General features: G+C 36.9%; 23 protein-coding genes and 1 pseudogene. 23 read left to right on the forward strand and 1 reads right to left on the reverse strand.

All coding sequences use genetic code 11. The features are described 5' to 3' along the window. Nucleotides 1–17: 17 nt before the first annotated feature. From AC6F8J_RS03180 to AC6F8J_RS03285, 22 genes and pseudogenes are all read left to right on the forward strand, one after another. A complete protein-coding gene (locus AC6F8J_RS03180; RefSeq protein WP_500720940.1) occupies nt 18–1,004 on the forward strand; it encodes a DHHA1 domain-containing protein in 987 nt (328 codons plus the stop codon). Between the two features lie 12 nt (nt 1,005–1,016). Then, entirely contained in the window at nt 1,017–1,940 is a 924-nt protein-coding gene (locus AC6F8J_RS03185) for an alpha/beta fold hydrolase (protein ID WP_500720942.1), read from the forward strand. A gap of 84 nt (nt 1,941–2,024) precedes the next feature. Continuing rightward, a complete protein-coding gene (locus AC6F8J_RS03190) occupies nt 2,025–2,399 on the forward strand; it encodes a NusG domain II-containing protein (RefSeq protein ID WP_500720944.1) in 375 nt (124 codons plus the stop codon). Further along, entirely contained in the window at nt 2,383–2,916 is a 534-nt protein-coding gene (locus tag AC6F8J_RS03195) for a Gx transporter family protein (protein ID WP_500720992.1), read from the forward strand. The genes AC6F8J_RS03190 and AC6F8J_RS03195 overlap by 17 nt, the downstream gene beginning before the upstream one ends. 159 nt (nt 2,917–3,075) lie before the next feature. Continuing rightward, on the forward strand, nt 3,076–5,328 hold the full coding sequence (locus AC6F8J_RS03200; protein WP_500720946.1) for an N-acetylmuramoyl-L-alanine amidase: 2,253 nt from the start codon (nt 3,076–3,078) through the stop codon (nt 5,326–5,328). A gap of 87 nt (nt 5,329–5,415) precedes the next feature. Beyond that, the gene (locus AC6F8J_RS03205) at nt 5,416–6,396 is read left to right on the forward strand and encodes a biotin--[acetyl-CoA-carboxylase] ligase (protein ID WP_500720947.1); all 981 of its coding nucleotides are present in this window, start codon (nt 5,416–5,418) and stop codon (nt 6,394–6,396) included. Nucleotides 6,397–6,407: 11 nt separating this feature from the next. Then, nucleotides 6,408–6,734, forward strand: a complete 327-nt coding sequence (locus tag AC6F8J_RS03210; protein WP_275842268.1) for a DUF6145 family protein — start codon at nt 6,408–6,410, stop codon at nt 6,732–6,734. A 121-nt stretch (nt 6,735–6,855) separates the two neighbouring features. Then, the gene (locus AC6F8J_RS03215) at nt 6,856–7,452 is read left to right on the forward strand and encodes an ECF transporter S component (RefSeq protein ID WP_500720949.1); all 597 of its coding nucleotides are present in this window, start codon (nt 6,856–6,858) and stop codon (nt 7,450–7,452) included. Nucleotides 7,453–7,630: 178 nt separating this feature from the next. After that, complete coding sequence (locus AC6F8J_RS03220; RefSeq protein WP_500720951.1) at nt 7,631–8,404, forward strand: type III pantothenate kinase; 774 nt, start codon at nt 7,631–7,633, stop codon at nt 8,402–8,404. 1 nt (nt 8,405) lies between these two features. Next, nucleotides 8,406–9,365 carry a tRNA dihydrouridine synthase DusB gene (dusB, locus tag AC6F8J_RS03225; protein WP_500720953.1) on the forward strand — a complete coding sequence of 320 codons (960 nt, stop codon included), beginning with the start codon at nt 8,406–8,408 and terminating at the stop codon, nt 9,363–9,365. A gap of 188 nt (nt 9,366–9,553) precedes the next feature. Beyond that, on the forward strand, nt 9,554–10,030 hold the full coding sequence (gene greA, locus AC6F8J_RS03230; RefSeq protein ID WP_500720954.1) for a transcription elongation factor GreA: 477 nt from the start codon (nt 9,554–9,556) through the stop codon (nt 10,028–10,030). A 32-nt stretch (nt 10,031–10,062) separates the two neighbouring features. Beyond that, complete coding sequence (gene lysS / locus AC6F8J_RS03235) at nt 10,063–11,547, forward strand: lysine--tRNA ligase (RefSeq protein ID WP_500720956.1); 1,485 nt, start codon at nt 10,063–10,065, stop codon at nt 11,545–11,547. Nucleotides 11,548–11,724: 177 nt separating this feature from the next. Next, a complete protein-coding gene (locus AC6F8J_RS03240; protein ID WP_500720958.1) occupies nt 11,725–13,014 on the forward strand; it encodes a putative glycoside hydrolase in 1,290 nt (429 codons plus the stop codon). Between the two features lie 16 nt (nt 13,015–13,030). After that, on the forward strand, nt 13,031–13,408 hold the full coding sequence (locus AC6F8J_RS03245) for a hypothetical protein (protein ID WP_500720960.1): 378 nt from the start codon (nt 13,031–13,033) through the stop codon (nt 13,406–13,408). A gap of 20 nt (nt 13,409–13,428) precedes the next feature. Then, nucleotides 13,429–14,376: a hypothetical protein gene (locus AC6F8J_RS03250; protein ID WP_500720962.1), complete on the forward strand. Its 948-nt coding sequence runs from the start codon at nt 13,429–13,431 to the stop codon at nt 14,374–14,376. Nucleotides 14,377–14,396: 20 nt separating this feature from the next. Continuing rightward, nucleotides 14,397–15,278 carry a diadenylate cyclase CdaA gene (cdaA, locus tag AC6F8J_RS03255; protein ID WP_500720963.1) on the forward strand — a complete coding sequence of 294 codons (882 nt, stop codon included), beginning with the start codon at nt 14,397–14,399 and terminating at the stop codon, nt 15,276–15,278. After that, entirely contained in the window at nt 15,256–16,497 is a 1,242-nt protein-coding gene (locus tag AC6F8J_RS03260; RefSeq protein WP_500720964.1) for a CdaR family protein, read from the forward strand. Before cdaA ends, AC6F8J_RS03260 begins: the two co-directional genes overlap by 23 nt. 135 nt (nt 16,498–16,632) lie before the next feature. Further along, nucleotides 16,633–17,982 (forward strand): phosphoglucosamine mutase, encoded by a 1,350-nt coding sequence (gene glmM, locus AC6F8J_RS03265; RefSeq protein WP_500720966.1) that lies wholly within the window; start codon nt 16,633–16,635, stop codon nt 17,980–17,982. Nucleotides 17,983–17,992: 10 nt separating this feature from the next. Beyond that, the gene (gene glmS / locus AC6F8J_RS03270) at nt 17,993–19,825 is read left to right on the forward strand and encodes a glutamine--fructose-6-phosphate transaminase (isomerizing) (RefSeq protein WP_500720967.1); all 1,833 of its coding nucleotides are present in this window, start codon (nt 17,993–17,995) and stop codon (nt 19,823–19,825) included. A gap of 110 nt (nt 19,826–19,935) precedes the next feature. Continuing rightward, nucleotides 19,936–20,121, forward strand: a pseudogene (locus AC6F8J_RS03275) (PspC domain-containing protein); the annotation flags it as partial. Nucleotides 20,122–20,136: 15 nt separating this feature from the next. Continuing rightward, nucleotides 20,137–20,343, forward strand: a complete 207-nt coding sequence (locus AC6F8J_RS03280; protein WP_500720994.1) for a LiaF transmembrane domain-containing protein — start codon at nt 20,137–20,139, stop codon at nt 20,341–20,343. A 110-nt stretch (nt 20,344–20,453) separates the two neighbouring features. After that, entirely contained in the window at nt 20,454–21,356 is a 903-nt protein-coding gene (locus AC6F8J_RS03285) for a metallophosphoesterase (RefSeq protein WP_500720969.1), read from the forward strand. Nucleotides 21,357–21,655: 299 nt separating this feature from the next. Here AC6F8J_RS03285 and AC6F8J_RS03290 read toward each other — a convergent pair whose 3' ends face one another. Next, nucleotides 21,656–22,699, reverse strand: coding sequence for an aldose epimerase family protein (locus AC6F8J_RS03290; protein ID WP_500720971.1), 1,044 nt, complete (start codon nt 22,697–22,699; stop codon nt 21,656–21,658). 199 nt (nt 22,700–22,898) lie between these two features. Between AC6F8J_RS03290 and AC6F8J_RS03295 the strand changes: the two genes are divergently transcribed. Further along, nucleotides 22,899–23,657 carry a peptidylprolyl isomerase gene (locus AC6F8J_RS03295; RefSeq protein WP_500720973.1) on the forward strand — a complete coding sequence of 253 codons (759 nt, stop codon included), beginning with the start codon at nt 22,899–22,901 and terminating at the stop codon, nt 23,655–23,657. Nucleotides 23,658–23,690: the final 33 nt, after the last annotated feature.

The raw sequence follows: 23,690 nt of genomic DNA on the forward strand, positions 1-23,690 counted from the left end.
ACAATGAGGGACTTCCTATGGTCAATAGATTTCAGATGTTATTAAACATACTAAGAGAACAGAAAAAAGTATTTATACAGCCACACAATATTCCGGATCCGGATGCCATTGCTAGTAGCTTTGCCTTAGGCATGCTTCTTGAACGGTTTGGGATACCAAGTAAGATCATATATGGTGATCGGATTGAAAAAGCCAATTCCAAACGTATGGTTGATATGTTTAATATTAAGCTTGAAAGTATTGAGGAAGGCTTTTTCATAAATAAGGAAGATTTCATTATATTCATAGATGCTCAAAGAGGCAATTCTAATCTGACGGATTTGCAAGTTAAGCGGGTTGGGGTCATCGATCATCATAGTAACATGAGTAAGGCTAAGTATGAGTTTGAAGACATTCGCACTGAAATGGGCGCATGTTCTTCTATGGTTGCAGGGTATTACCAGGAGATGGGGGTGGAACCTTCTCTTGAGGCTGCAACTGCACTGGTTTATGGTATTATGACAGATACAGATAATCTCACCAGATATAATAATAATGCTGATGCAGAAATGTTTTATTGGCTTTATAAGTATGCCGATTTTACTATGATCAAAAATTTACGTATGAATGAAATTGGCAAAGAGGATATATATGCCTATGCCAAAGCCTTACAAAACATTGAAATCTATGGTAATATTGGATTTATACATATTGAAGATTGCAATGACTCTTTGCTTGGAACCATCAGTGACATGGTTTATACCATTGAGGGTGTTGCAATCGTAGTCTCCTATGCTAAAAGAGAAGACGGCATCAAGTTTTCAATTCGTAGTGGTCTTAAAGAGGTTAGAGCCAATGACTTGGTACGGTATATTTTGAATAATCAAGGTGTTGGTGGTGGACATGAAGAAATGGCAGGAGGGTTCATCAGGAAGACCGAAATGCATTTTTTGGAGAATAAAGAACTCAATACTTATGTTAGGTATAGAGTCCTCTCTTATCTTGAGAGGGAAAATAGTTTATAAGGAGGTGTTGCATTGGATTATGAAACAGTTGTTATGGAAGGGTATAATAAGAGCCCGATATTAATAAGAAAATGGACACCTAAAGGCAACGTGAAGGGCTGTTTGCATGTTTTACACGGTATGGCTGAACATTGTTTAAGGTATGACGATTTTGCAAAATATCTTTGTAAACAAGGATTTGTTGTTTGGGCTCACGATCATCGTCAACATGGATACAGTATCGGTCATCATGAAGTCGGTTTTTTTGATAGAACGGATTCTTGGGATGCCATAGTTGAGGATGTTGGTATTGTTCAAAGAGCATATAACAAGTTATATGTTAACCAACCTATGTTCATGTTAGGACACAGTATGGGGTCTCTTATTCTTAGAAGCTATCTTCAATCTCACCAAACACAGCTTTCTGGGGCCATAGTTATGGGATCACCCATAACTTCCAAGTTATTAGCAAAACTAGGTATTATACTTAGCCGTTTTTCTGAATATATAAAACCGAATCAACCCAATCATTTCCTCAATTATTTATCTGTTGGTGTGCATAATAAGACAGTCAACAATCCTAAGACATCTTTTGATTGGATCTGCTCTAATCCCGAAACTGTTACGTCATATAGCGAAGATCCTTTATGTGGCTATAATTACACCCCCAGTTTTTATGAGACCTTGTCAAGAGGCACGCTAGAAGCCAATAACACCATGCTTATGCGTGGCTTTCCCAAAATCAAAACGTTGTTTATTTCGGGAGAAGCTGATTCGGCAGGTAAGATGGGTGAGGGTGTAAAAAAACTCAGTGAAACCTATAGAAACTTAGGTATTGACCATGAACTTATATTGATGCCGGGTATGCGACATGAAATATTAAATGAAGTAAATAGAAATGAAACATATGAAAAGATTATCAACTGGCTGAATCAAGTCTTGGCATCAATAACATGACACCCATGTGCATTATATGGGTGTCATGTTATAAACTCAACTTTCCCCACTTGGAGGAATTCAAATAGGTAGAGGAAGAAAATAATGAAAAAAAACGACTTAATTATTATAGGCACTGGCCTGTTAATTGCATTATTGGTTTATCTGATTATGGTAATAGGTCAGAGAAATTTAGCAACAGATCATTTGAATGTCGAAGTCTATGTAGATGGGGAATTGATAGAGGTGTTACCCCTAGATGAAGAAGGCGTATTTATTTATGAAACAGAGAAAGGAAAAAATGTACTTGAAATCTATGATCATAAAGCAAGTATTATTGAAGCAACCTGCCCAGATCAAATCTGTGTAAGCAGTAGTGATATTTTTAGGCCGAATCAGAATATTGTGTGTTTACCTTTTCGTTTTCATGTTCTAGTGCAAGGTGAAGGGGAGGTAGAATTTGATGCAATTTCACAATAAGTTATCTCTGCGACGTATGATTATTCTGGGATTATTAATTGCCATAGCATTGGTTCTTAGTTATTTTGAAAGATTTATTCCTATAAGCTTTGCGGTTCCTGGCATAAAATTAGGCTTGGCCAATGTCGTTACCTTATTGGCTATTAACTTATACCGACCCAAAGATGTGTATTTTCTAGTTGTTTTAAGGGTGATATTGGCATCCATATTTATTGGTAGTATGATGAGTCTTTGGTATAGTATGGCAGGTGGCTTATTAAGTGCAACCGGTATGTTGTTGATGTCCAGTTTTCCAAAAGACAAGGTAAGTATTGTAGGCGTCAGTGTGGTTGGTGCGATTTGTCATAATATTGGTCAAATTATAATTGTATCCATTATAACGGGTAGTGCCTATGTTGCTATGACCTACTTTCCGATACTTATAGTGTCGGCAGTCGTGGCCGGTATCTTCATCGGCTATGTGGCAAAGGCAACAAAACCCTATCTGGCAAGGGTTGTATTAGATCATATAAATTAGATTTTTGATGTGTATATTTTTTGAACAAGTATTACGGTTAGATTAAAATGACGGCAGAAGACTTTATTAATCCTATTAACTTTGTTATAATTTAGTTTGCTGAACATACGTCGGCACTAAACCGTTTAATCTGGATGCCACCTCAAAGGAGAGTATATGATGAAGCGATTCTTAAGTCTTTTGGTGCTTACTGCACTTATTATAAATCTATTTCAAATCACCGTTTTTGCAGGCAATCAAACCAATGAACTATACCTTGAATACGACCAAAATGTATATAAATATGATAGCAAGCTGGTCACTGTTGTCATTAATAAAAAAGAAATCAAGACCGGTGATATGCCGGCAGTAATCATAGGAAATAGAACTTTGGTGCCCGTAAGAGAGATTTTTGAATCAGATGCTATTGGCGCTAAGGTGGAATGGAATGGCAAGACGGAAGAAGTATACATCACTTATCGAGATCAATTTATTGTCTTAGCTATTGATGATAAGACGGCATATGTTAATGGGAAACCCCATGAGTTGGATGTACCGGCTAAGCTAGTGCGAGATCTTAACAAAGACCATCCAAAGACCATGATTCCCCTTAGATTTGTTTCAGAAGTCTTGGGTTTTGAAGTAGATTGGGATAACAGCAGTTATACAGCTATGTTGACCAATGCGGATTTGGTTGTAGACATGCCAAAAGAATCTGAAGTGCCTAAAGTAACGGAACCTGAAACCAATAGCATAGACGGTGAAAAGTTGGAAGGCATCACAGGTGAAGGTGCAAACAAAATCTTACCGACAGAATTAAAAAATTCACCGGTTCATTGGTCAGCAACCAAAGAACAAATGGAAGCTATTTCATCAAATAAAGACGCTATGGCCCTTACAGCAGAAAATCATCCTGAGACTAGGATTTCAGACATATCTTATGATACATCCGGTGCTATGAATCGATTTGTGATTAAGGCAACCTCCACTATATCAGAGGTGAAATATACCTTATGGGATAAAAAGCTTGTTATTGATATATCAAGTTCCGTATCCGGTTTACCAAGTGAGAAAAAATATGACTCAAATCCTATATTAACAAGTATTAGATCCAGCCAATACAGTACGAATCCCAATGCAACAAGAATCGTGTTCGATTTAAAAAATGAATCCATCAAACTGGATGTAGCATTTAATAAGAATCGTACAGAAATTCTTGTGACAACTTCGGAGAATAATATTCACGATATTCTACTAGGACAGAATAATCAAGGTGATTTTATTAGTGTTAAAGGTGCAGCGGCACCGGATGTGAATATTTTCCGTCTTTCAAATCCGGATCGTGTGGTCATTGATTTTGCCAATACAACATCTTTGCTTGGGACCAAGGAAAGTGAAGCCTCCGGTCAGTATGTAGAGAAAATACGAACCGCTCAGTTTGAGGCAACCAAAACACGTATCGTTGTTGAAACCGATGGTCAAGCGGATTATGAAGTGGTAAAATTAACCGGTGACGAAACAATGATTCAGTTTAGAGAACCTACTTATGAAAATATTGAGTATAAAAATGAGACCAAACCGGTAATTGCCTTAGAACATGTGGATGTCGCCATAGATATGGATGGCATTATCTATGAAAATGATTACAGAAATAAAACTTTCTATATTACATTAGCAGGTAATTATGGGAATGTTTTTGGAAAAGGCTCAGTTAAAGTCCATGATGGCCTAATAGAAACCATAGATATTTCCCAAAACAGTAAAGATCAGACACAAATCATCATCAAATCGAATACAATATATGAATACAGGATTGAAGAAGTCGGTGATCGGATTGAGATTAAAGCCTATAGACCTAGAGAGCTTTTTGACAAAATTGTTGTCATTGATGCAGGTCATGGCGGACGTGATCCAGGCGCAGTAGCTAATGGCTTATTTGAAAAAGATGTTAATTTGAAGATGCTTTTGTATCTCAAAAATCATTTAGATACAGATACCAATATTAAAGTCTACTATACAAGATTAACGGATACATTTCCATCTTTACAGGAAAGATGTGATCTTGCTAATGAAGTGGGAGCGGATTTCTTTGTAAGTATCCATAACAATGCTTTTAATGCCAGTCATAACGGTACAGAGACCTTGTATTTCCCATCAAGTGTGCAGAATAAGCTAACGTCACCAAAATTAGCTCAGATATTCCAAAAGAATATAGTTGCTTATACAGGCATGATGGATAGAGGACTCAAACAAAGAGAGAATTTATACCTTCTTAAGAATACCAGCATGCCGGCAATTCTTGTTGAGGTCGGATTTTTAACCAATGTAGGAGATGCTGCCAAACTTAAGGATGAGAATTTCCTAAAAACATCAGGAGCGGCGCTATATCAATCGATGCTTGAAACTTTTGAGACTTACCCAACGAAGCGATAAAAACAGGAGGCTGAATCAGCCTCTTCTTTTTATTGCAACTTTAACTGATAGGAAGTATTATAAAAGTAATGATATTTGAGGTAGAAAATGAGAGATAAAATATTACAAACATTGATGACCACAAAAGAATATGTATCGGGTGAATGCTTAAGTGAAACATTGGGTGTTTCTCGAACCGCTATTTGGAAAGCTATCCACAAATTGAAAGACGAAGGTTATGAGATTGAAGCTGTACCGAATCGAGGTTATCGTCTCACAATGGAAACGGCTGATTTGGTTGAATCGGCCATTCGATTTCATTTGAATCAAGGATCAAGGTTTGTCACAATTAAGGTTTATGAGTCTGTTGATTCGACAAATTCCGAAGCTAAACGCATGAAAGTAAACCAAAAGATGGAAGAAGGCTTAATCATAGCCAAAGAACAGACGGCAGGAAAAGGCAGACGAGGTAAGTACTGGGCATCTGTTAAAGATGAGGGTATTTGGGCATCTTTGGTTTTGGTGCCGGATATACCACCCATGAGAGCGTCTATGTTAACTTTGATCGCCGGACTCTCAGTTGCTATGGCCATAGAAGATAAAACCGGACTTAGAGTAGGTATTAAGTGGCCGAATGATCTAGTGATTTCAGGGAAAAAAGTTTGTGGAATTTTAACGGAGATGAGTACTGAAGCGGATTACATTCATCATGTTGTTGTAGGTGTTGGTGTTAATGTGAATCAAACAATATTTGATACATCTTTAAACCATATAGCTACCTCTTTGAAGATTGAACTTGGAAGAAACGTTAACAGGGTTGAAATTCTATGTGGTTTTTTAAACCATTTTGAGTCATTATATGAAAAATTCTTGAAAATTATGGATTTGAGTTTTATGATAGATAGATACAACAATATGTGTATTAATGTGGACCAAGAACTTAAAATCATTGAACATGGAAAAACCAAAGAAGCAAGGGGCATCAAAGTCACTAGTCAAGGTGGTTTGATGGTTAGAAATAAGGAAGGTGACACAGAAATCATATATGCCGGTGACGTTTCTATTAGGGGTATAAATGGTTATGTGTAAAGGTTAAGAATATGGAAGAGATTGTATTAGCGGCTGCAAGTAGTTATGACAGAAAGTACTATTTTAACAAGGAGTTTGATACAATACCGGATGATATCAAGACAAGCATTCAAATCATGTTGGTATCATTTACAATGGAGATTGGCGGTTTGCTGTCTTTGGTATATGATGAGGATGGTCTGCTATATTTTAGAACAGAATGTGATGAAGAAGATATTCTATATGATGAAATAGGCGCACATTTGAAGATTAAGAAGATGATGGTAGTCCATCAAGACCTTCTTGAAGGCCTTCAATTGTTTTATAAAGTCTTCTATTTGGGAGAATCTCTTGAATAAGTATAAAATTCATGATTGCATTTGAGAATTATACTGCTATAATAAACATGAAACAATTAATGTTAATCATCTATGGATGATGTCTTGTATCCCTATGGGAACGAGAACAGGAGGCGATTTTTTGAATAAAACACTAAAAGACACGAGAAAACTGGTAATTTTGGGCTTAATGCTTGCCATCACGATGATACTGGATTTTACCCCTTTAGGTGCGATTCCAATGGGAACGGTTGAAGCAACCATTACACATATTCCAACAATCATTACAGGGATCATCTTAGGACCGGTTGCAGGTTTGATTATGGGACTGGCTTTCGGATTAGTATCTTTTTTTCATGCTTTGATTCGACCGGCATCACCTTTCTCATTGTTATTTATTAACCCAATTATTTCTGTGTTACCAAGAATGCTGATTGGTGTAACAGCATATTATGCTTATGCATTAGCGATAAAGCTTTTTAAGTCAAAACTAGCACCCATAGCCATTGGTATAGGTGCATTTCTAGGGAGCTTAACCAATACAGTATTGGTGCTTGGTGCCCTTAGCTTGATTTACGGAAGTAGGATTGAAGCGATGCTTCTTGAAGCGGGGTTATCGACCAAAGCTTATCTGTGGGCCCTTGGTGTTGCAGGGACCAATGGTTTGATGGAAGCTATTGTTTCAGTTGTCATCGTAACAGCTATATGTTCCGTATATTTTAAGCAGTATAAATCATAAATCTTATAGGAAAGTTCAGCTATATAGCTTTGAGCTTTAACCATGCAATGCTAATAAAAAGATGCATATATAAATCAAGAGCTTACTCATAGGATAAGCTCTTGATTGTGATTATAGAGAAATGACATATTGACATTATGAGAGCAGTGAATAAAAGGATAAATAAGGAGGGTTTCATATGTTATTAGCCATGGATGTAGGTAATACAAATATAACAATAGGAGTCCATAGTGGTACTGAATGGATTGGTACTTTTAGAATGACAACGAAAACGCCAAGAACCTCAGATGAGTATGGTCTTTTTCTTCTTGCACTTTTGAATTCAAAGAAGATTGAAGTCACGGATATTGACGGCGTCATCATATCCTCAGTAGTGCCTAATATTATGTATTCACTGAACAATGGTGTAAGGAAATATATACGCTTAGAACCTATGATTGTTGGGCCTGGTATAAAGACAGGCATATCTATCCATACCGATGATCCAAGAGAAGTGGGAGCAGATCGTATTGTAGATGTCGCAGGTGGCTTTTATGAATACGGTGGGCCACTACTTGTTATTGACTTTGGAACGGCCACCACTTATGATTTTATTTCTGAAAAAGGTGTATTTGAAGTGGCCGTCACTTCTCCGGGGATTAAGATTACGGCCAATGCTTTATGGCAAAAGGCAGCAAAATTACCGGAAATTGAAATCAAAAAGCCAAGTTCCATATTAGCTAGGAACACAATTGACAGTATGCAAGCAGGTTTGGTTTATGGCTATATCGGTCAAGTGGAATACATCGTCAAAAAAATGAAAGAAGAATTAAAGCAACCAGACATGAAGGTGGTTGCTACAGGCGGTCTAGCTAGGGTCATGCAAGGCGAGACGGATGTCATAGACATTTATGACAGTATTTTGACCTTCAAAGGTCTAAAATACATATATGACCGTAATAGAGGCAAATAAAATGAAAATAGATCAACTTAATTTGAAGAACAATATATTTTTGGCACCTTTAGCAGGTGTTTCTGATCGACCTTTTAGAGTCCTATGCTATGAACAAGGTGCAGGTCTTGTTTATACAGAGATGATTAGTGCTAAAGCCATCGCCTATGATAACCAAAAAACTAAAGATATGTTGGTGACAAGTGAAAGTACAGAGACATTAGGTATTCAGATCTTTGGTAAAGAGCCGGGAATCATGGCAGAGAGCGCTCAAAAAATAGACCATTCGGGAATTGCTCTTTTTGATATTAACTTAGGTTGTCCGGTACCGAAAGTGGTTAACAATGGAGAAGGATCTGCTTTGATGAAAAACCCAAAGCGAATTGGTGAGATTGTAGAAACGATGGTAAAACGCTTGTCCAAGCCGGTAACGGTGAAAATAAGGAAAGGTTTTGACGCTAATCATGTGAACGCTATCTTAGTGGCAAAAACCGCAGAAGCAAGTGGTGCGGCTGCCATTACGGTTCATGGAAGAACAAGAGAACAATATTATAGCGGTCATGCAGACTGGGATATTATCAGAGCCGTAAAAGAAGCGGTAGACATACCGGTAATTGGAAACGGAGATGTATTTAATGCAAAAGATGCGAAACGCATGTTGGAAGAAACCGGATGTGATGGTGTAATGGTAGCAAGAGGTGCTCAAGGTAATCCATGGATTTTCTATGAAATCAATCATTATCTTAAAACGGGTCTTATACCGAATCGCCCGGATACTGAAATGATCGTAGAAATGATTTTGCGTCATAAAGAGGCTATGGTGGAAGATAAAGGTTCATATATTGCCCTCAGAGAGATGCGTAAACATGTGGCATGGTACACAAAAGGCCTTATGCATGGTGCTAGACTTCGACAAGTTATGAATCAAATTGTGGATATTCACGAATTTGACAAAATGATTCATGAGATTCTGTTGCAATGATGGTTAAAGTGTCAAGATGTTAATTGACAACTAGGATATATTAAGTTATAATTTTTGAATATATTGTATGATGGCTTTATAAAAAACTCACGTGTGATCTAGATAAACCTTTACATTAAGGCTTATGTAGAACATTTTTTTGGCCGATTACTAACTTAGAATAATTAAATAGAAGGGGGTGTCATAAAATGCCTGAAAAGAAAATTATATTGACTTATCATGGTTTACAAGAACTTGAAGCAGAAGTACAGGAGCTAAAAGTTAACAGACGTAAAGAAATAGCACAAAAGATTAAGGAAGCAAGAGCTCAAGGGGATTTATCAGAGAACGCGGAGTACGATGCTGCCAAAGAAGAACAAGCAGAAGTCGAAACACGTATTGTACAAATAGAGAAATTACTAAAAAATGTTGAAGTTATAGACGAGGATGAAGTCGATCTAGGCTTTATTGGGGTCGGTTGTAAAGTTAGACTGTTTGACATGGAATATGATGAAGAAATTGATTATGCTTTAGTCGGTTCTACAGAAGCAGATCCTTTGCATGGGAAAATATCCAATGAATCTCCGGTCGGAGAAGCATTGATGGGCCTAAAGGTCGGAGAAATAGCTGAGGTGGAAACACCAGCCGGTTTGTTGAAGTTCAAAGTTCTTGGGATTCATAGATAGAGCGTGTTGATTGTTGAAAAGGAGTGTCGATCATGGAAAATAACCTAATCGCGCCAGTAGAAGATTTAAATGAATTATTAAAAATTAGAAGAGGGAAACTGAGTGATTTGCAAGCGGCCGGTAATGATCCTTTTCAAATCACCAAATATGACGTAACCCATCATAGTATAAATGTTACTAATGATTTTGAAGTTCTGGAAGGTCAATCAATTAGTGTGGCAGGAAGAATTATGACCAAACGTCTCATGGGCAAGGCCTCTTTTTGTCACATTCAAGACCGAGAAGGTCAAGTACAAGTATATGTGCGTAAAGATGGTATCGGTGATGCGGCTTATGAAGCTTTCAAAACCTATGATATCGGGGACATCGTCGGTATTAAGGGCGTGGTTTTTAAGACTCAAAAAGGAGAAATATCCATTAAAGCCAGTGAAGTACTTTTGCTTTCAAAAAGCTTGCAAGTTTTACCTGAAAAATTCCATGGCCTAAAGGATACAGATACCAGATATCGTCAAAGATATATTGATTTGATTGTCAACCCGGAAGTCAAAGAAACTTTCTTCAAACGATCAAGTATTATTAAGGAAATTCGCTATTTTTTAGATGATATGAACTTTCTTGAAGTAGAAACACCTGTGCTTCATACCATTCCGGGAGGTGCAGCGGCTAGACCCTTCAATACCCATCATAATGCTTTAGATATGGACATCCATATCCGTATATCATTGGAATTACATCTAAAGCGTTTGATTGTAGGTGGTTTTGAACGCGTTTATGAAATGGGACGTGTATTTAGAAATGAAGGTTTGTCGGTTCGACATAATCCGGAATTTACATTGCTAGAGCTTTATCAAGCATATACAGACTACTATGGTATGATGGAACTTACCGAGAATCTGATTCGTACAGTAACTCAAAAAGTACTTGGCACAGCAAAAGTGGTCTATGACGGAATCGAAATTGACCTTGAAAAACCATTTGAGAAATTGACCATGTTAGATGCTGTCAAAAAATATACAGGTATTGATTTTGAAGAGGTTGCAAACGATGAAGCGGCAAAAAAATTAGCAAAAGAAAAAAATGTTCACATTGAAAAGCATTTTAAAAAGGGTGAGATACTAAACGCCTTCTTTGAAGCGTTCGTAGAAGAAAACTTGATTCAACCGACTTTTATTATGGATCATCCTGTAGAGATTTCACCTTTGGCAAAACGTAAACCGTCAAATCCTGCTTATACAGAAAGATTTGAACTTTTTATAACAAAAAGAGAATTTGCTAATGCATTTTCAGAATTGAATGACCCAATTGATCAAAGAGGTCGATTTGAATACCAGGAATCTCTTAGAGAAGCTGGTGATGAGGAAGCCAACAAAATTGACGAGGATTTTCTAACAGCTCTTGAATATGGTATGCCACCAACAGGTGGGCTAGGCATTGGCATTGACCGTTTAATAATGTTGCTTACGGATTCTTATTCAATAAGAGATGTCTTATTATTTCCAACCATGAAAAACAAATAGTTATAATATGTGAGGATTTCTCTGACCAAGGGAAGTCCTCAATTCATAGTAGACATAGCGAATGCTTGAGATCATTATAGTGAGACCATATTTAATCTATTGTTAATAAAAAATGGTCGAAATGCCATTTTTAATATGTTATAATGTTGTACGTAAGTCATGAGATGGGAGAATACTATGGATGCTCTAAGAAAAAAAGATAATAATCATAAATTACTGCTGAAAAATGGAATCCTAATGATTCTGTTTTTTACGCTGTTCATGTTTCTGTTACAGGGTTGCGGCAAATCTGCTAATGAAGTTGAGGTTACAAATAATAACATACCGCTAACATCCAGTGAAAATCTTAAAAAATACGAATCCCTGCCGATTCCATCAGATGTTGTTTATGATTTTGACAGTTATGAGTCAGTTATGTCAACAGATACCACCAAAAACCATGAAACAAGGGCGGTCAAGGGTGTTTATGTTAGCGGCCATGCTGCAGGTATTTCGACATGGATGGATGATTTGATTCATTTGGCAGACACTACAGAAATCAATGCCTTTGTGATTGATGTTAAAAATGATTCAGGACACATTACGTATGACATGGATTTAGAATCAGTTAAAGAAGTAGGAGCAGATATCAAAGCGATTAGAGATATAGAAGCTTTGATGGAACGTTTATATAGCCATGATATATATCCAATTGCTAGGATTGTTGCTTTTAAAGATCCTTTTGTGGCAGAAAGAAAACCTGAATATGCAATAAAAAGAAAAGACGGATCTTTATGGAAATATAAGGATATACCTTGGTTAGATCCGTATAATAAAGATACATGGAAATACATCGTTGATGTATCTAAGGAAGCAGCCAAAATAGGTTTCAAAGAAATTCAGTTTGACTACATACGATTTGAGGCAACAAGCACATTGGCAGAAGCTGATTTTCAAGGGAGAGATGAACTACAAACTAGGGAAGAAGTAATATTGGAATTTTTAGAGTATGCAATGGAAGAGCTTAAGCCATATGGTGTTAAAGTTTCAGCAGATGTTTTTGGAACGGTTATAACAAGTTCAAAAGATGCAGCTACCATTGGTCAAGATTATGTTGAAATGTCAAAAATTGTGGATGTAATATGTCCAATGATTTACCCATCCCATTATGGTTTTGGTTTTTACAATACACCTAAAGGTGAGCATTCAGACTTATATCCATATCGTATTATTTATGGATCTATGATGGATTCGGCAGACAAACTATCTACGATACCGGAAGAGGAACATAAAGCCATAGTTAGACCATGGTTACAAGCTTTTACAGCCAGCTACCTTGGAAGAGGTAATTACAAAACCTATGATGCAGAAGCTATAAGGGAGCAAATCCAAGCCACTTATGATGCTAGCTTAGAAGAATGGATTTTATGGCATGCAGGCGTCAAATATAATCCGGCAGGATTACTACCAATAGAGGAAAATGAATAGAATAAAGAGGTGACATATGGTAGATCAAGAAAAAGTCAAACTTATGATGAAATTGGCCACATTTGAAAAAAAAGAAGGCAAAGAAGACTTAAATATTATGGAATACTTCAAAGGTGATTATATAGCTTACAAGACTTTTTTGATATTACTAGGTGTTTCATGTTCCTTATTTTTATTTTTTTTAGCAGATATTGGAATGAAATTCTTTGAGGATATGCAACGATTTATTGAATATGATTTTGTTGCACTCGGTATGCGCTATCTAACCATCTGGGCTGTTTTTATGGTAATTTATGGAATGATTGCAACAATTATATACAAAAAGCGCTACCGTGAGAGTAAAGAAAGAATTGACGATTATCAGAGAATGCTCAAAGAATTGAGAAAGATGTAAGCATTGGAGGAGGAAACGTTATGACTATGTTGCTTGAGATTAAAGAAATAATCATGCAGAATTATAGAAAGTTTGAACGTATTATCGTACCACTTAGCAAGTTTATTATGGCTTTGGTGGTTCTATCTCTTCTTGGGAGGTACTTATCCGGATTTGACTTGGAGAATAAATTCGTCCTTCTGGATAAGTTTTACATTAAAGTGGCCATGGCGGCAATTGTTGCCTTTGTTCCCGGAACATGGTTTGTTATATTGATTATGGTGACATTATGGGCAAGAATATTTTTCATATCTATTGAAGCAACATTTATAGTTTTTGGCGTAACAGTAATTATCTACTTAATGTTTATACGCTTGTTTCCAAAGCAAGCGTATTTGGTTATATTATTACCTCTCTTAATTCATATGAAATTAGCTTATGTTTTACCATTGTTTGCTGGTCTTTTTCTTGGTCCTGTTGCCATTGTACCCATTGGCATAGGTGTTGTTGTTTATTACCTTGGTATGCACTTGCCCGGTATCCTTCAAATGACATCTGCTGATCTGTATGATATGCCCACTACAATTATAGAAATGTATAAATACACAATGAATATATTGATGGGTAATAGAGCTATGTTACTAACGATTGTAGTATTTCTTGCCGTAGTTGTAACAACTTACTATGTGGGTCGACTTGAGTTGGACTTTGCTCAGTATATAGCCGTTGGCGTCGGTGGGCTTGTTAATATTTTTGGTTTTATTATGGGTAATCTGCTTTTGAATGCAGGCGTTCAAATCTTAGGTGTATTGATTGGTTCATTTTTTGCAGTCCTCATAGTATGTATTATGCAGTTTTTCAGATTCACTTTAGATTATCAAAAAACAGAACATCAGCAATTTGAAGATGAAGATTATTTCTATTATGTAAAAGCCATTCCCAAAATCAAATTATCAAAAAGTAAAAGAGAAATCAAAACCATAGAATAAATAGCAAACGAGGTGCTCGTGTGAACGCATTTAACAACTTTTTCAGTTGGTTTGGCAACATTACAAATCAAATACCGACCATACAAATTAAAGATATCATTGAAATCATAATGATTGCTTTTGTAAACTACCAATTGATCAAATGGGTTAGAGGCACAAGAGCATGGGTATTATTCAAAGGTGTTTTCGTAATACTGGTTATTGCGACCATTGCTATCATTTTTGAGTTAAATACCATTATTTGGATTCTTTCGAATACTATAAATGTTGGTATTATTGCATTTCTAATAATATTTCAACCGGAACTTCGTCGTGCTTTAGAATCTTTAGGGCGTAGGAATTTCATCACAGACTTAATCTTATCAGAAGATCATGACAGAAGTTTACATATGAACCATGAGAGTGTTGAAGAGATTGTTGTCGCTGTTGAAGAGATGAGTAAGACAAAAACAGGTGCCTTAATTGTTGTTGAAAAAGAAGTGAAATTATATGACTATGAGCCAACTGGCATTATCATAGATGCAGTAGTTAGTTCACAATTAATTATTAATATATTTGAGCATAATACGCCACTTCATGATGGTGCTATGATTGTACGAGATGATCGAATCGTAGCAGCTACGTGTTATTTGCCCCTGTCAGACAATATGAGTTTAAGTAAGGAACTTGGAACGAGACATAGAGCAGCTGTCGGTATCAGTGAAGTGGCTGATTGCATGGTGGTTGTTGTATCAGAGGAAACAGGTTTTATTTCCCTTGCTACAGGCGGTAACATTATACGTAATGTGAATAAGGAATATTTGATGAATAAGCTTGGTGGAGACAACTCCAAGAAAGTTGGGTTTTGGCCACTAAAGCTGTGGAAAGGAAGGCGTCAAAATGATCGAAAAAATCAAGAATAATTGGTTGTGGAAAGTTGCAGCCTTATTAATAGCCTTCGTATTATGGTTGGTGGTTGTCAATTATGATGACCCATATATCAAAAAGACTTTCAATAATGTTGTTGTGGAGAAGAGAAACGAGTTAGCCATTACAGCACAAGATCAGGCCATTGAATATAAGGAAGGCGAAAATATCAGCGTAACCCTAGGAGGAAAGAGATCACTCATTGATCGTTTGACTTATTCAGACATAAAAGCCTATGCAGATCTTGGTAAGGTATCTATTACTAATACCGTTGATATTATTATTGAGGTTAATGATCAGATAGATATTCTGGAAAAAAAACCAAATAATATGCAGATTAGTTTAGAGCCGATTATCAAGTCATTAAAAGATATACAAGTTTCGTATATAGGCGAACTTGATAGTGATTATATTAGACTTAATCCGGTGATTATTCCAAATCAGATTGAGATAACCGGTCCTCAGTCTCAACTTGCCAGAGTATCAGAGGTTAGAGTACCGATTCGAATCGACAACGCTTACGATGATGTTACAGTTTATGTTGCACCTCAAATACTGGATTCCACAGGAAAAGAAATACTTGGTTTGCAAATGAGTAATAATCAGATACAAGTCAAAGTACCAATTCAAAAGATTAAGACAGTGCCAGTTGTATTTCAGACTGTAGGTAGTCTGAACGAAGCGTATAGGCTGGTTACCATGGAGTTGGAAATGAAGGAAATCATCGTTCGTGGTGAACCGGATGTACTCGAAAACTTTACAGAACTTGTGGTTCCTAATATCGATTTAAGTACATTTAATCAGCAAACGGAATCATACAGTATTAATCTAAACCAGTACTTACCGGCAGGTATTAATGTTTATAATTCGGATGCTTTAACAGAACTCATCATAGAGGTCGAACCTTTGGTGAATCAAGACTACACCATTGACCTTGAAGAAGTGACAATACGTCAATTAGATGAAGATCTTACTTATAGGTATTTGGATACAACACCACTGAATTTAAGACTTAGAGGTATAGAAAAGGAATTGTCTGTTCTTGAGGTAAAAACATTACAGCCAAAAGTTTTTCTAAAAGATCTTGGACTGGGTATTCATAATGTAGAGGTTGAGTTTGTAGTGCCTAGTAACTTTGAATGGATCTCTGGCACACCGACGGTAAGAATAGAAATCAGCTCTATCGATCAAGAAGAAGTGTCGACAGATAATTAGATATAATGAGTATACCAATATGGCAAGTGGTCTATACCACCTGCCATATTTTAACTTTTAATCCTAGGAATTAATTGAGATGCCAATTGGTGAATGGTATAATGATAAAGATTTTAAAAAGAAGGAGATTATAATATGGGGAATTTATTTGGAACAGATGGTGTCAGAGGTATTGCAAATAAAGAATTGACAGTCGAACTTGCGTATTTACTCGGTCAAGCCGGTGCTTACGTACTTACAAAGGAAAATAAACATAAACCAACAATTCTTATTGGAAGGGATACGAGATTATCAGGAGAGATGCTTTCTTCTGCTATGATTGCAGGTATATGTTCTGTAGGCGCGGATGCTATGTCTATGGGGGTCATGCCGACACCGGCTGTTTCCTATTTAACTAGAGAATATGGTGCAGATGCAGGTGTTGTCATATCCGCATCTCATAACCCGGTAGAATATAATGGTATCAAATTCTTTAATAGAGACGGTTATAAGCTTTCTGATTGCATAGAAGAGGAAATAGAAGCCTTGGTTAGAAACGGGAATAGAGATATTGAGTTACCCATTGGTGTAGACATTGGTCGCCATATCCAGCGAAATGAATGTATATATGACTATATAAGATTTACTAAAAGGCAAATCAAAACAAGTCTTGAGGGATTGCGTATAGTTATTGATTGTGCCAACGGTGCATCTTATGTATCGGCCCCGGAAGCCCTAAGACAGATGGGAGCAGAAGTCATCATCATACATAACGAACCAGATGGAACAAACATTAATAAACAGTGTGGTTCTACACATATGAATGATTTACAGTCTTATGTTAAACAAGTACAAGCAGACGTTGGGCTAGCCTTTGATGGAGATGCAGACCGATGCTTGGCTGTAGATGAAAAAGGTAATGTTGTTGATGGGGACCAAATTATGGCCATATGTGGCCTATACATGAAAGAAAAAGGCACCCTGAGAAAGTCGACAGTGGTTGCTACAGTCATGAGTAATCTGGGTTTTTTTATCATGGGTAAGAACCATGGCCTAGCTATTAAACAAACGGCCGTTGGTGACCGTTACGTTCTTGAAGAAATGATTAATAATGATTACAATCTAGGTGGAGAACAATCAGGACATATTATATTTCTAGATGAAAATACGACAGGAGATGGCTTATTAACAGCCCTTCATCTGTTGGAAGTTGTCAAGGAAACGGGTAAGACTTTATCAGAATTGGCTTCATGTATGGAGGTGTTACCTCAGGTCCTCGTGAATGCAAAAGTCAAAAATGTTAATAAATATGCATACAAAGAAAATGAAGAAATTCAAGCGGCCATAGCATTGGTTGAAGATAAGTTTAAAGGCGATGGCCGTGTGTTGATACGCCCATCAGGGACAGAACCATTGGTTAGAGTTATGATTGAAGGTAAAGATAAAATGATACTTGAAAAAGAGGCTCGACAATTGGCGGACTTAATTGAGTTACGCTTAAAATAGGAGGTATAATATGTGTGGTATAGTAGGATATATTGGTAATCAGGAAGCATCCCCTATTTTAATAGAGGGGTTAAGAACGCTTGAATATAGAGGTTACGATTCATCGGGGGTTGCTATTTTTGACCACAAATTGAATATGGTCAAGTCAAAGGGCAGACTTAGTAATCTAGAAGACAAATTAAAAATCAAAGATTTAGAAGGTGTTGTTGGAATTGGTCATACTAGATGGGCAACCCATGGTGAGCCTTCAGATCATAATGCCCATCCTCACATGAATGAAAGTGGTACTATTGCTTTGGTTCATAACGGCATTATTGAAAACTATATTTCTCTTAAAGAGGAACTTATTGACAAAGGCTACCGTTTTATTTCTGAAACAGATACGGAGATTGCGGTACAACTCATTGATTCATACTACAAAAAAAGTAACAATATTTTAGAAGCAGTAATAGCGGCACTTCATCGAATCGAAGGCTCTTTTGCCCTTGCAGTTGTGGCAGAAGCAGAGCCGGATAAGATCATTGCAACGAGAAAAGATAGTCCATTGGTTCTTGGTATTGGTGATGGTGAGAACTTCATTGCTTCTGATGTACCGGCCATTTTACGACATACAAGAAAAGTATATTTTATTGAGGATTATGAAATAGCAGTGGTTACCAAAGAAGATATCGTTATCATGGATATGGACCAAAGACATATCAAGAGAGATATATTTAATGTTACTTGGGATATTGAAGCAGCTGAAAAAGCAGGTTATGAACACTTTATGCTGAAAGAAATATTTGAGCAACCAAAAGTGATTCGTGACACATTAACACCAAGACTCCCTATGGATCAGGAGGATGTTTATTTAGATGGCATTAATCTTGAAAAAGAGGTTCTGGAGAAAGTCACAAGAATCTATGTAATTGCTTGTGGAACTGCATATTATTCTGGCTTAATAGGAAAAGAATTGATTGAAAAGTATGCCCGTATTCCTGTTGTAGCGGAAGTGGCATCGGAGTTTAGATATAAGGACCCAATTTTAGACGAGAATACCTTGATGATTGTAGTATCCCAATCAGGAGAAACAGCGGATACATTAGCTGCACTTAGAATGGCTAAAAAGGCTGGTGCTCATGTTTTGGGTGTTGTTAATGCCGTAGGTTCCAGTATTTCAAGAGAAGCCGACGATGTATTATATACTTGGGCAGGACCCGAGATTGCAGTGGCATCTACTAAGGCCTATTCAGCGCAGTTATGTGCCATGTACTTAATTAGTATGAAGATATCTTTAGCGCTTGGTAAATTAAACATAGAGGACTTTAGAGAACTTAGAACGGCATTGTATCAATTGCCATCTCAAGTTGAACACATTTTAGAAAATGCCGTTTTAATTGAAGATATGGCAAAGAAACATTTGAATATGAAGAATGTATTTTACATTGGTAGAGGATTGGATTATGCGGTTGCCATGGAGGGTGCTCTTAAGATTAAGGAAATTGCTTACTTACACGCAGAACCCTATCCTGCAGGCGAGCTTAAGCATGGTCCAATAGCCCTGATTGAAAAAGGATCCTTACTTATGGGGCTGGTTGGTCAAGAAAGTCTCTTTGACAAGACGGTTAGTAACATCAAGGAAGTCAAAGCAAGAGGCGCTAGTATCATGGCTATTGCAATGGAAGGTAACCTTGAGATTAAGCAAGTGGCAGAAGATGTTATCTATATACCCAGAACCCACTGGTCTTTAGTACCATTGCTTGAAAACATACCTCAGCAATTATTTGCCTATTATATTGCAAGAGATTTGGGTCATGATATTGACAAGCCAAGGAACTTGGCGAAGAGTGTTACGGTGGAGTAGTTGTTTCTTTTTAATCGACTTTTAATGTTTTTACCATGAGATTTTAGACTTGGCGTACTATAATGAATTCATTAGATGTTTAAGTGATGAAATGAAAGTTGAGGTGCGCTATGAATAAGAGATTATACCGTTCGAATAAGAATAAGGTTTTGGCAGGTGTCTGTGGAGGCATTGCCGAATATTTTAAGATTGATGTGACCATTGTACGTTTGATTTTTCTTTTGTTCGCTTTTCCAAGTTTTGGGATTACTTTTTTTGGTTATATTATCGGTGCGATCATCATACCGGAGCGACCCTTGGATTATGTTGAGGTGGATGATGGTGAAGATGTAGAGGTAGATATCCATACTGCCATTGATCTAGATAGTAAGGATACAAGAAGAGTCCTTGGCATCCTATTGATTGGTATTGGTGCTCTGATTTTGATGAGTAAGTTATTCATCTGGTTTGATTCTGGTATGATTATTGCAATTGCTATTATCACAATTGGCGTTTTTATTATTAAGAACAAGAATTAAAGATGAACGAGTCGAAGGTTTTATATCAATAAGGTATAAGACCTTTTCACTTTTTTCTATTACTTGAGAATGCTTATATGCTATAATAGGAAGGTGAGGAAGGTGATGACTTGTTTGGACATAAAAGGTTAACAGAATGTTATTTTAAGGCCATTCGCAACCAAGATACGATTGAAGTGGATGATGATACTAGAATTATATTTTTCAGTGACGTACACCGTGGTGATAACAGTATGTCAGATGAATTTGCCCATAATCAAAATGTCTATTACCATGCCCTTGAGTATTACTTTAAGAATGAATATACTTATATTGAGGTTGGCGATGGAGATGAGTTGTGGGAGTATAGCAAATTCTCTCATATTAGAAGGGCTCATAGTGACGTTTTTTGTTTGTTGAAAAAGTACTATGACGAAAAACGCCTGTTTTATCTTTTTGGAAACCATAATATGGCTTTTAGAAATGTATATAGGTCTAAGCATGAGCTGACGTATTTTTATGACGAATATTTAGATGTTAAGACACCTTTATTTCCAGGTATAAAAATCAAAGAAAGCCTGCTGCTTAAAGATCAGCATTCAGATAAGGAAGTTTTAGTGGTTCATGGTCATCAAGGTGATTTTATGAACGATCAAGGTTGGGTTATTTCGTTGTTCTTGATGAGAATTTTTTGGCGTTATATGCACATGGTTGGTCTTAGAAACCCATCAAGTCCTTCTAAAAACAGAGTAAAAAGGCATAAAATAGAAAAGTCTTTTTCTAAATGGATTAGGCATAATCATATCGGCATTCTTTGTGGTCACACCCATCGTCCCAAGTTGCCGGACCGGTCAGAAGCTACATACTTGAATACAGGGTGTTGTGTTCATCCAAGGGGCATTACCGGTATAGAGTTGATTGGACGAAAATTCTACTTAATTCACTGGAGTATCTTACCGGATGATCAAGGTCGTTTGGCTATACGTAAAAAGATTATGAAGGGTCCATTGAGTTTTGATGATATTAGATTATAAATTAAAGAGGTCCCATGAAAACCCTTCCACAGTTTGTATGACTAGGGTTTACGGTTGGTGCGTCTCTGCATCAAAAGTCGGCGGATAGCTTCCTGCTGTCTTGCAAATTTCATAAGAAAGTTTTCATTTTAGCCTCATGTCTTGAAGACTGACATGAGGCGTGAAGTTACTTTCACAGTTATGTAAAATTGAGTTAAAAAATTAATGATATCATAAAAAAGCAGCAAGCTATTATGAACCGGATTGTTAGAAGGAAATACCGGAAAATGATGCTTGCTGCTTTTAATATCAGATATAACTTAGGCTTTGAAACTGTAGGTGGTTTTTTGACGATAGACTTCATCGGCTCTTAGGATTTTGGTGGGGAAGAAGTCTTGGTTGATTGCGTCAGGGTAGTATTGGGTTTCAAGGCATACAGCACCATATTTAAGCGTTGATTGGCTACCTTGTAGTGGTAGGTCAGAAGTCAGGAAGTTGCCGGTGTAGCAGACGACACACGCTTCCGTGGTGCTTATCTCAAGTATACGTCCGGTCTTTGGATCTTTTAAGACAATAGGTTGATGGTCATCCGGATCCAGGATAAAGGCATGGTCATAACCGCCGGCGTTTTTTAGTTGAATATCATTCTCAGAGATGTTTAAACCAATTGCTTTTGGCTGTGTGAAGTCAAAAGGGCCAGAGTCTGTGGGTAAGACACCGATGGGTATGATTTCAGAATTAACAGCTACATATTCTTTTGACGGCAGGGTAAGTAGATGGTCTAATATAGTGGTAGAAGGATTGCCAGATAGATTGAAGTAGCTGTGATTGGTTAAGGTTAGGATGGTATCTTTATCGGTTGTTGCTTTATATTTTATAGTTAGATTGCTTTCTTCATCGAAAATATAAGTCACCACCACATCCAAATTTCCAGGAAAACCCTGAGTCATATCATAACTAAGATGGCTTAATACTAATTCGATTTGTGTAGCTGATACGATTTCAGTGACAGACCATATTTGTTTGTCCAGTCCAAGATTACCACCATGAAGACAATGCGTACCGTTGTTTTTTTCCAGTGTATAGTTGATATCATTGAGATCAAAAGACGCTTGACTGATGCGCCCTGCAACTCTACCTGTGATACAACCAAAATGGGGTGAATAATCTTCATAAGCGTCTATTGAATCAAATCCCAATACCACATTGTTAATCTGACCACTAGCATCCGGTACATTGATTTCCTTGATGATGCCTCCATAGTTTAGAATTTTGACATTATGACCTTTTTCATTGGATAGGGTATATAGGATAATTTTTTGGCCGTTTTTTGTGAGGCCGAAGGGGCTAGATTGACATTGCATTGTAATTCCTCCTAGTTGAAGTTGAGTCTAAGACTATTATACATCAAGGATTCTTATAGCTCAATCATAGAGATTAGTCCTTGAAATAAGAAGCTTAATCCTGTATGATAAATGATGAGTGGTTAAGCTGTCAAATATAAGTATGGAGGCTTTGACCATTAGATGTCACTACTAAGACGATAGAATTGGAGATTATAGAATGGAAAAAATAGTATTAGCTAAAGTCGGCGACAAAGAATTGACTAAAGACGATATGATTGCAATCATGAGAAATCTGCCACAACAGGATGCTCAGAATTTTTCTAGCTTTGAAGGCCGAAAAGTATTGTTGGATGAAATGGTAGCAGGAGAATTATTCTATAAAAGAGCGGTTGAAAAGGGTTTTGATCAAGAGGATAAGTTTCTTGAGATTATGGAAGAGACCAAACGTGCGATGCTTCAAAGATACGCAGTACAAAAAAGCTTGGATGCTATCACAATAGAGCCATCTGAGGTTAAAGCATATTATGAAGCACATAAGAATAATTTTGCAGAAGGGCCTAAAGCCAAAGCCAAGCATATTCTGATGACAGACGAAGCTGACGTTATGGAAGTCAAGAACGAAATTGACAGTGGTATGGATTTTGAAGAAGCGGCAAAAAAATACTCGACTTGTCCCTCAAAAGAACGTGGAGGCGATCTTGGTACTTTTGAAAGAGGACGTATGGTTCCTGAATTTGAAGAAGCAGCCTTTACACAAAAAATTGGTCTTGTTGGAGATCCGGTAAAAACACAGTTCGGTTACCATTTGCTATTGGTTGAAGAGCGAACTGAAGCCTCTGTTAAAGCGTTTGAAGAAGTTGAAAATCAAGTTAGACAAGAACTCATTGGTAGAAAACAAACTGAAATATACAGATCTGAGATTGAATCCTTAAAAGAAATCTATCCGGTAGAAATCAACGAGGAAGGCTTAAAATAAGCAAAAAGTGTGAAACTTTTATAGATGAATTTT

The sequence above is a fragment of the Petrocella sp. genome (assembly GCF_059865615.1).

Excerpts from the sequence above, each read along its gene's own strand:
- AC6F8J_RS03180 (WP_500720940.1), top strand. The coding sequence starts at position 18 with ATGGTCAATAGATTTCAGATGTTATTAAACATACTAAGAGAACAGAAA.
- AC6F8J_RS03190 (WP_500720944.1), top strand. The coding sequence starts at position 2,025 with ATGAAAAAAAACGACTTAATTATTATAGGCACTGGCCTGTTAATTGCA.
- AC6F8J_RS03195 (WP_500720992.1), top strand. The coding sequence starts at position 2,383 with ATGCAATTTCACAATAAGTTATCTCTGCGACGTATGATTATTCTGGGA.
- AC6F8J_RS03200 (WP_500720946.1), top strand. The coding sequence starts at position 3,076 with ATGAAGCGATTCTTAAGTCTTTTGGTGCTTACTGCACTTATTATAAAT.
- AC6F8J_RS03205 (WP_500720947.1), top strand. The coding sequence starts at position 5,416 with ATGAGAGATAAAATATTACAAACATTGATGACCACAAAAGAATATGTA.
- AC6F8J_RS03210 (WP_275842268.1), top strand. The coding sequence starts at position 6,408 with ATGGAAGAGATTGTATTAGCGGCTGCAAGTAGTTATGACAGAAAGTAC.
- AC6F8J_RS03220 (WP_500720951.1), top strand. The coding sequence starts at position 7,631 with ATGTTATTAGCCATGGATGTAGGTAATACAAATATAACAATAGGAGTC.
- dusB (WP_500720953.1), top strand. The coding sequence starts at position 8,406 with ATGAAAATAGATCAACTTAATTTGAAGAACAATATATTTTTGGCACCT.
- greA (WP_500720954.1), top strand. The coding sequence starts at position 9,554 with ATGCCTGAAAAGAAAATTATATTGACTTATCATGGTTTACAAGAACTT.
- lysS (WP_500720956.1), top strand. The coding sequence starts at position 10,063 with ATGGAAAATAACCTAATCGCGCCAGTAGAAGATTTAAATGAATTATTA.
- AC6F8J_RS03240 (WP_500720958.1), top strand. The coding sequence starts at position 11,725 with ATGGATGCTCTAAGAAAAAAAGATAATAATCATAAATTACTGCTGAAA.
- AC6F8J_RS03245 (WP_500720960.1), top strand. The coding sequence starts at position 13,031 with ATGGTAGATCAAGAAAAAGTCAAACTTATGATGAAATTGGCCACATTT.
- AC6F8J_RS03250 (WP_500720962.1), top strand. The coding sequence starts at position 13,429 with ATGACTATGTTGCTTGAGATTAAAGAAATAATCATGCAGAATTATAGA.
- AC6F8J_RS03260 (WP_500720964.1), top strand. The coding sequence starts at position 15,256 with ATGATCGAAAAAATCAAGAATAATTGGTTGTGGAAAGTTGCAGCCTTA.
- glmM (WP_500720966.1), top strand. The coding sequence starts at position 16,633 with ATGGGGAATTTATTTGGAACAGATGGTGTCAGAGGTATTGCAAATAAA.
- glmS (WP_500720967.1), top strand. The coding sequence starts at position 17,993 with ATGTGTGGTATAGTAGGATATATTGGTAATCAGGAAGCATCCCCTATT.
- AC6F8J_RS03290 (WP_500720971.1), bottom strand. The coding sequence starts at position 22,699 with ATGCAATGTCAATCTAGCCCCTTCGGCCTCACAAAAAACGGCCAAAAA.
- AC6F8J_RS03295 (WP_500720973.1), top strand. The coding sequence starts at position 22,899 with ATGGAAAAAATAGTATTAGCTAAAGTCGGCGACAAAGAATTGACTAAA.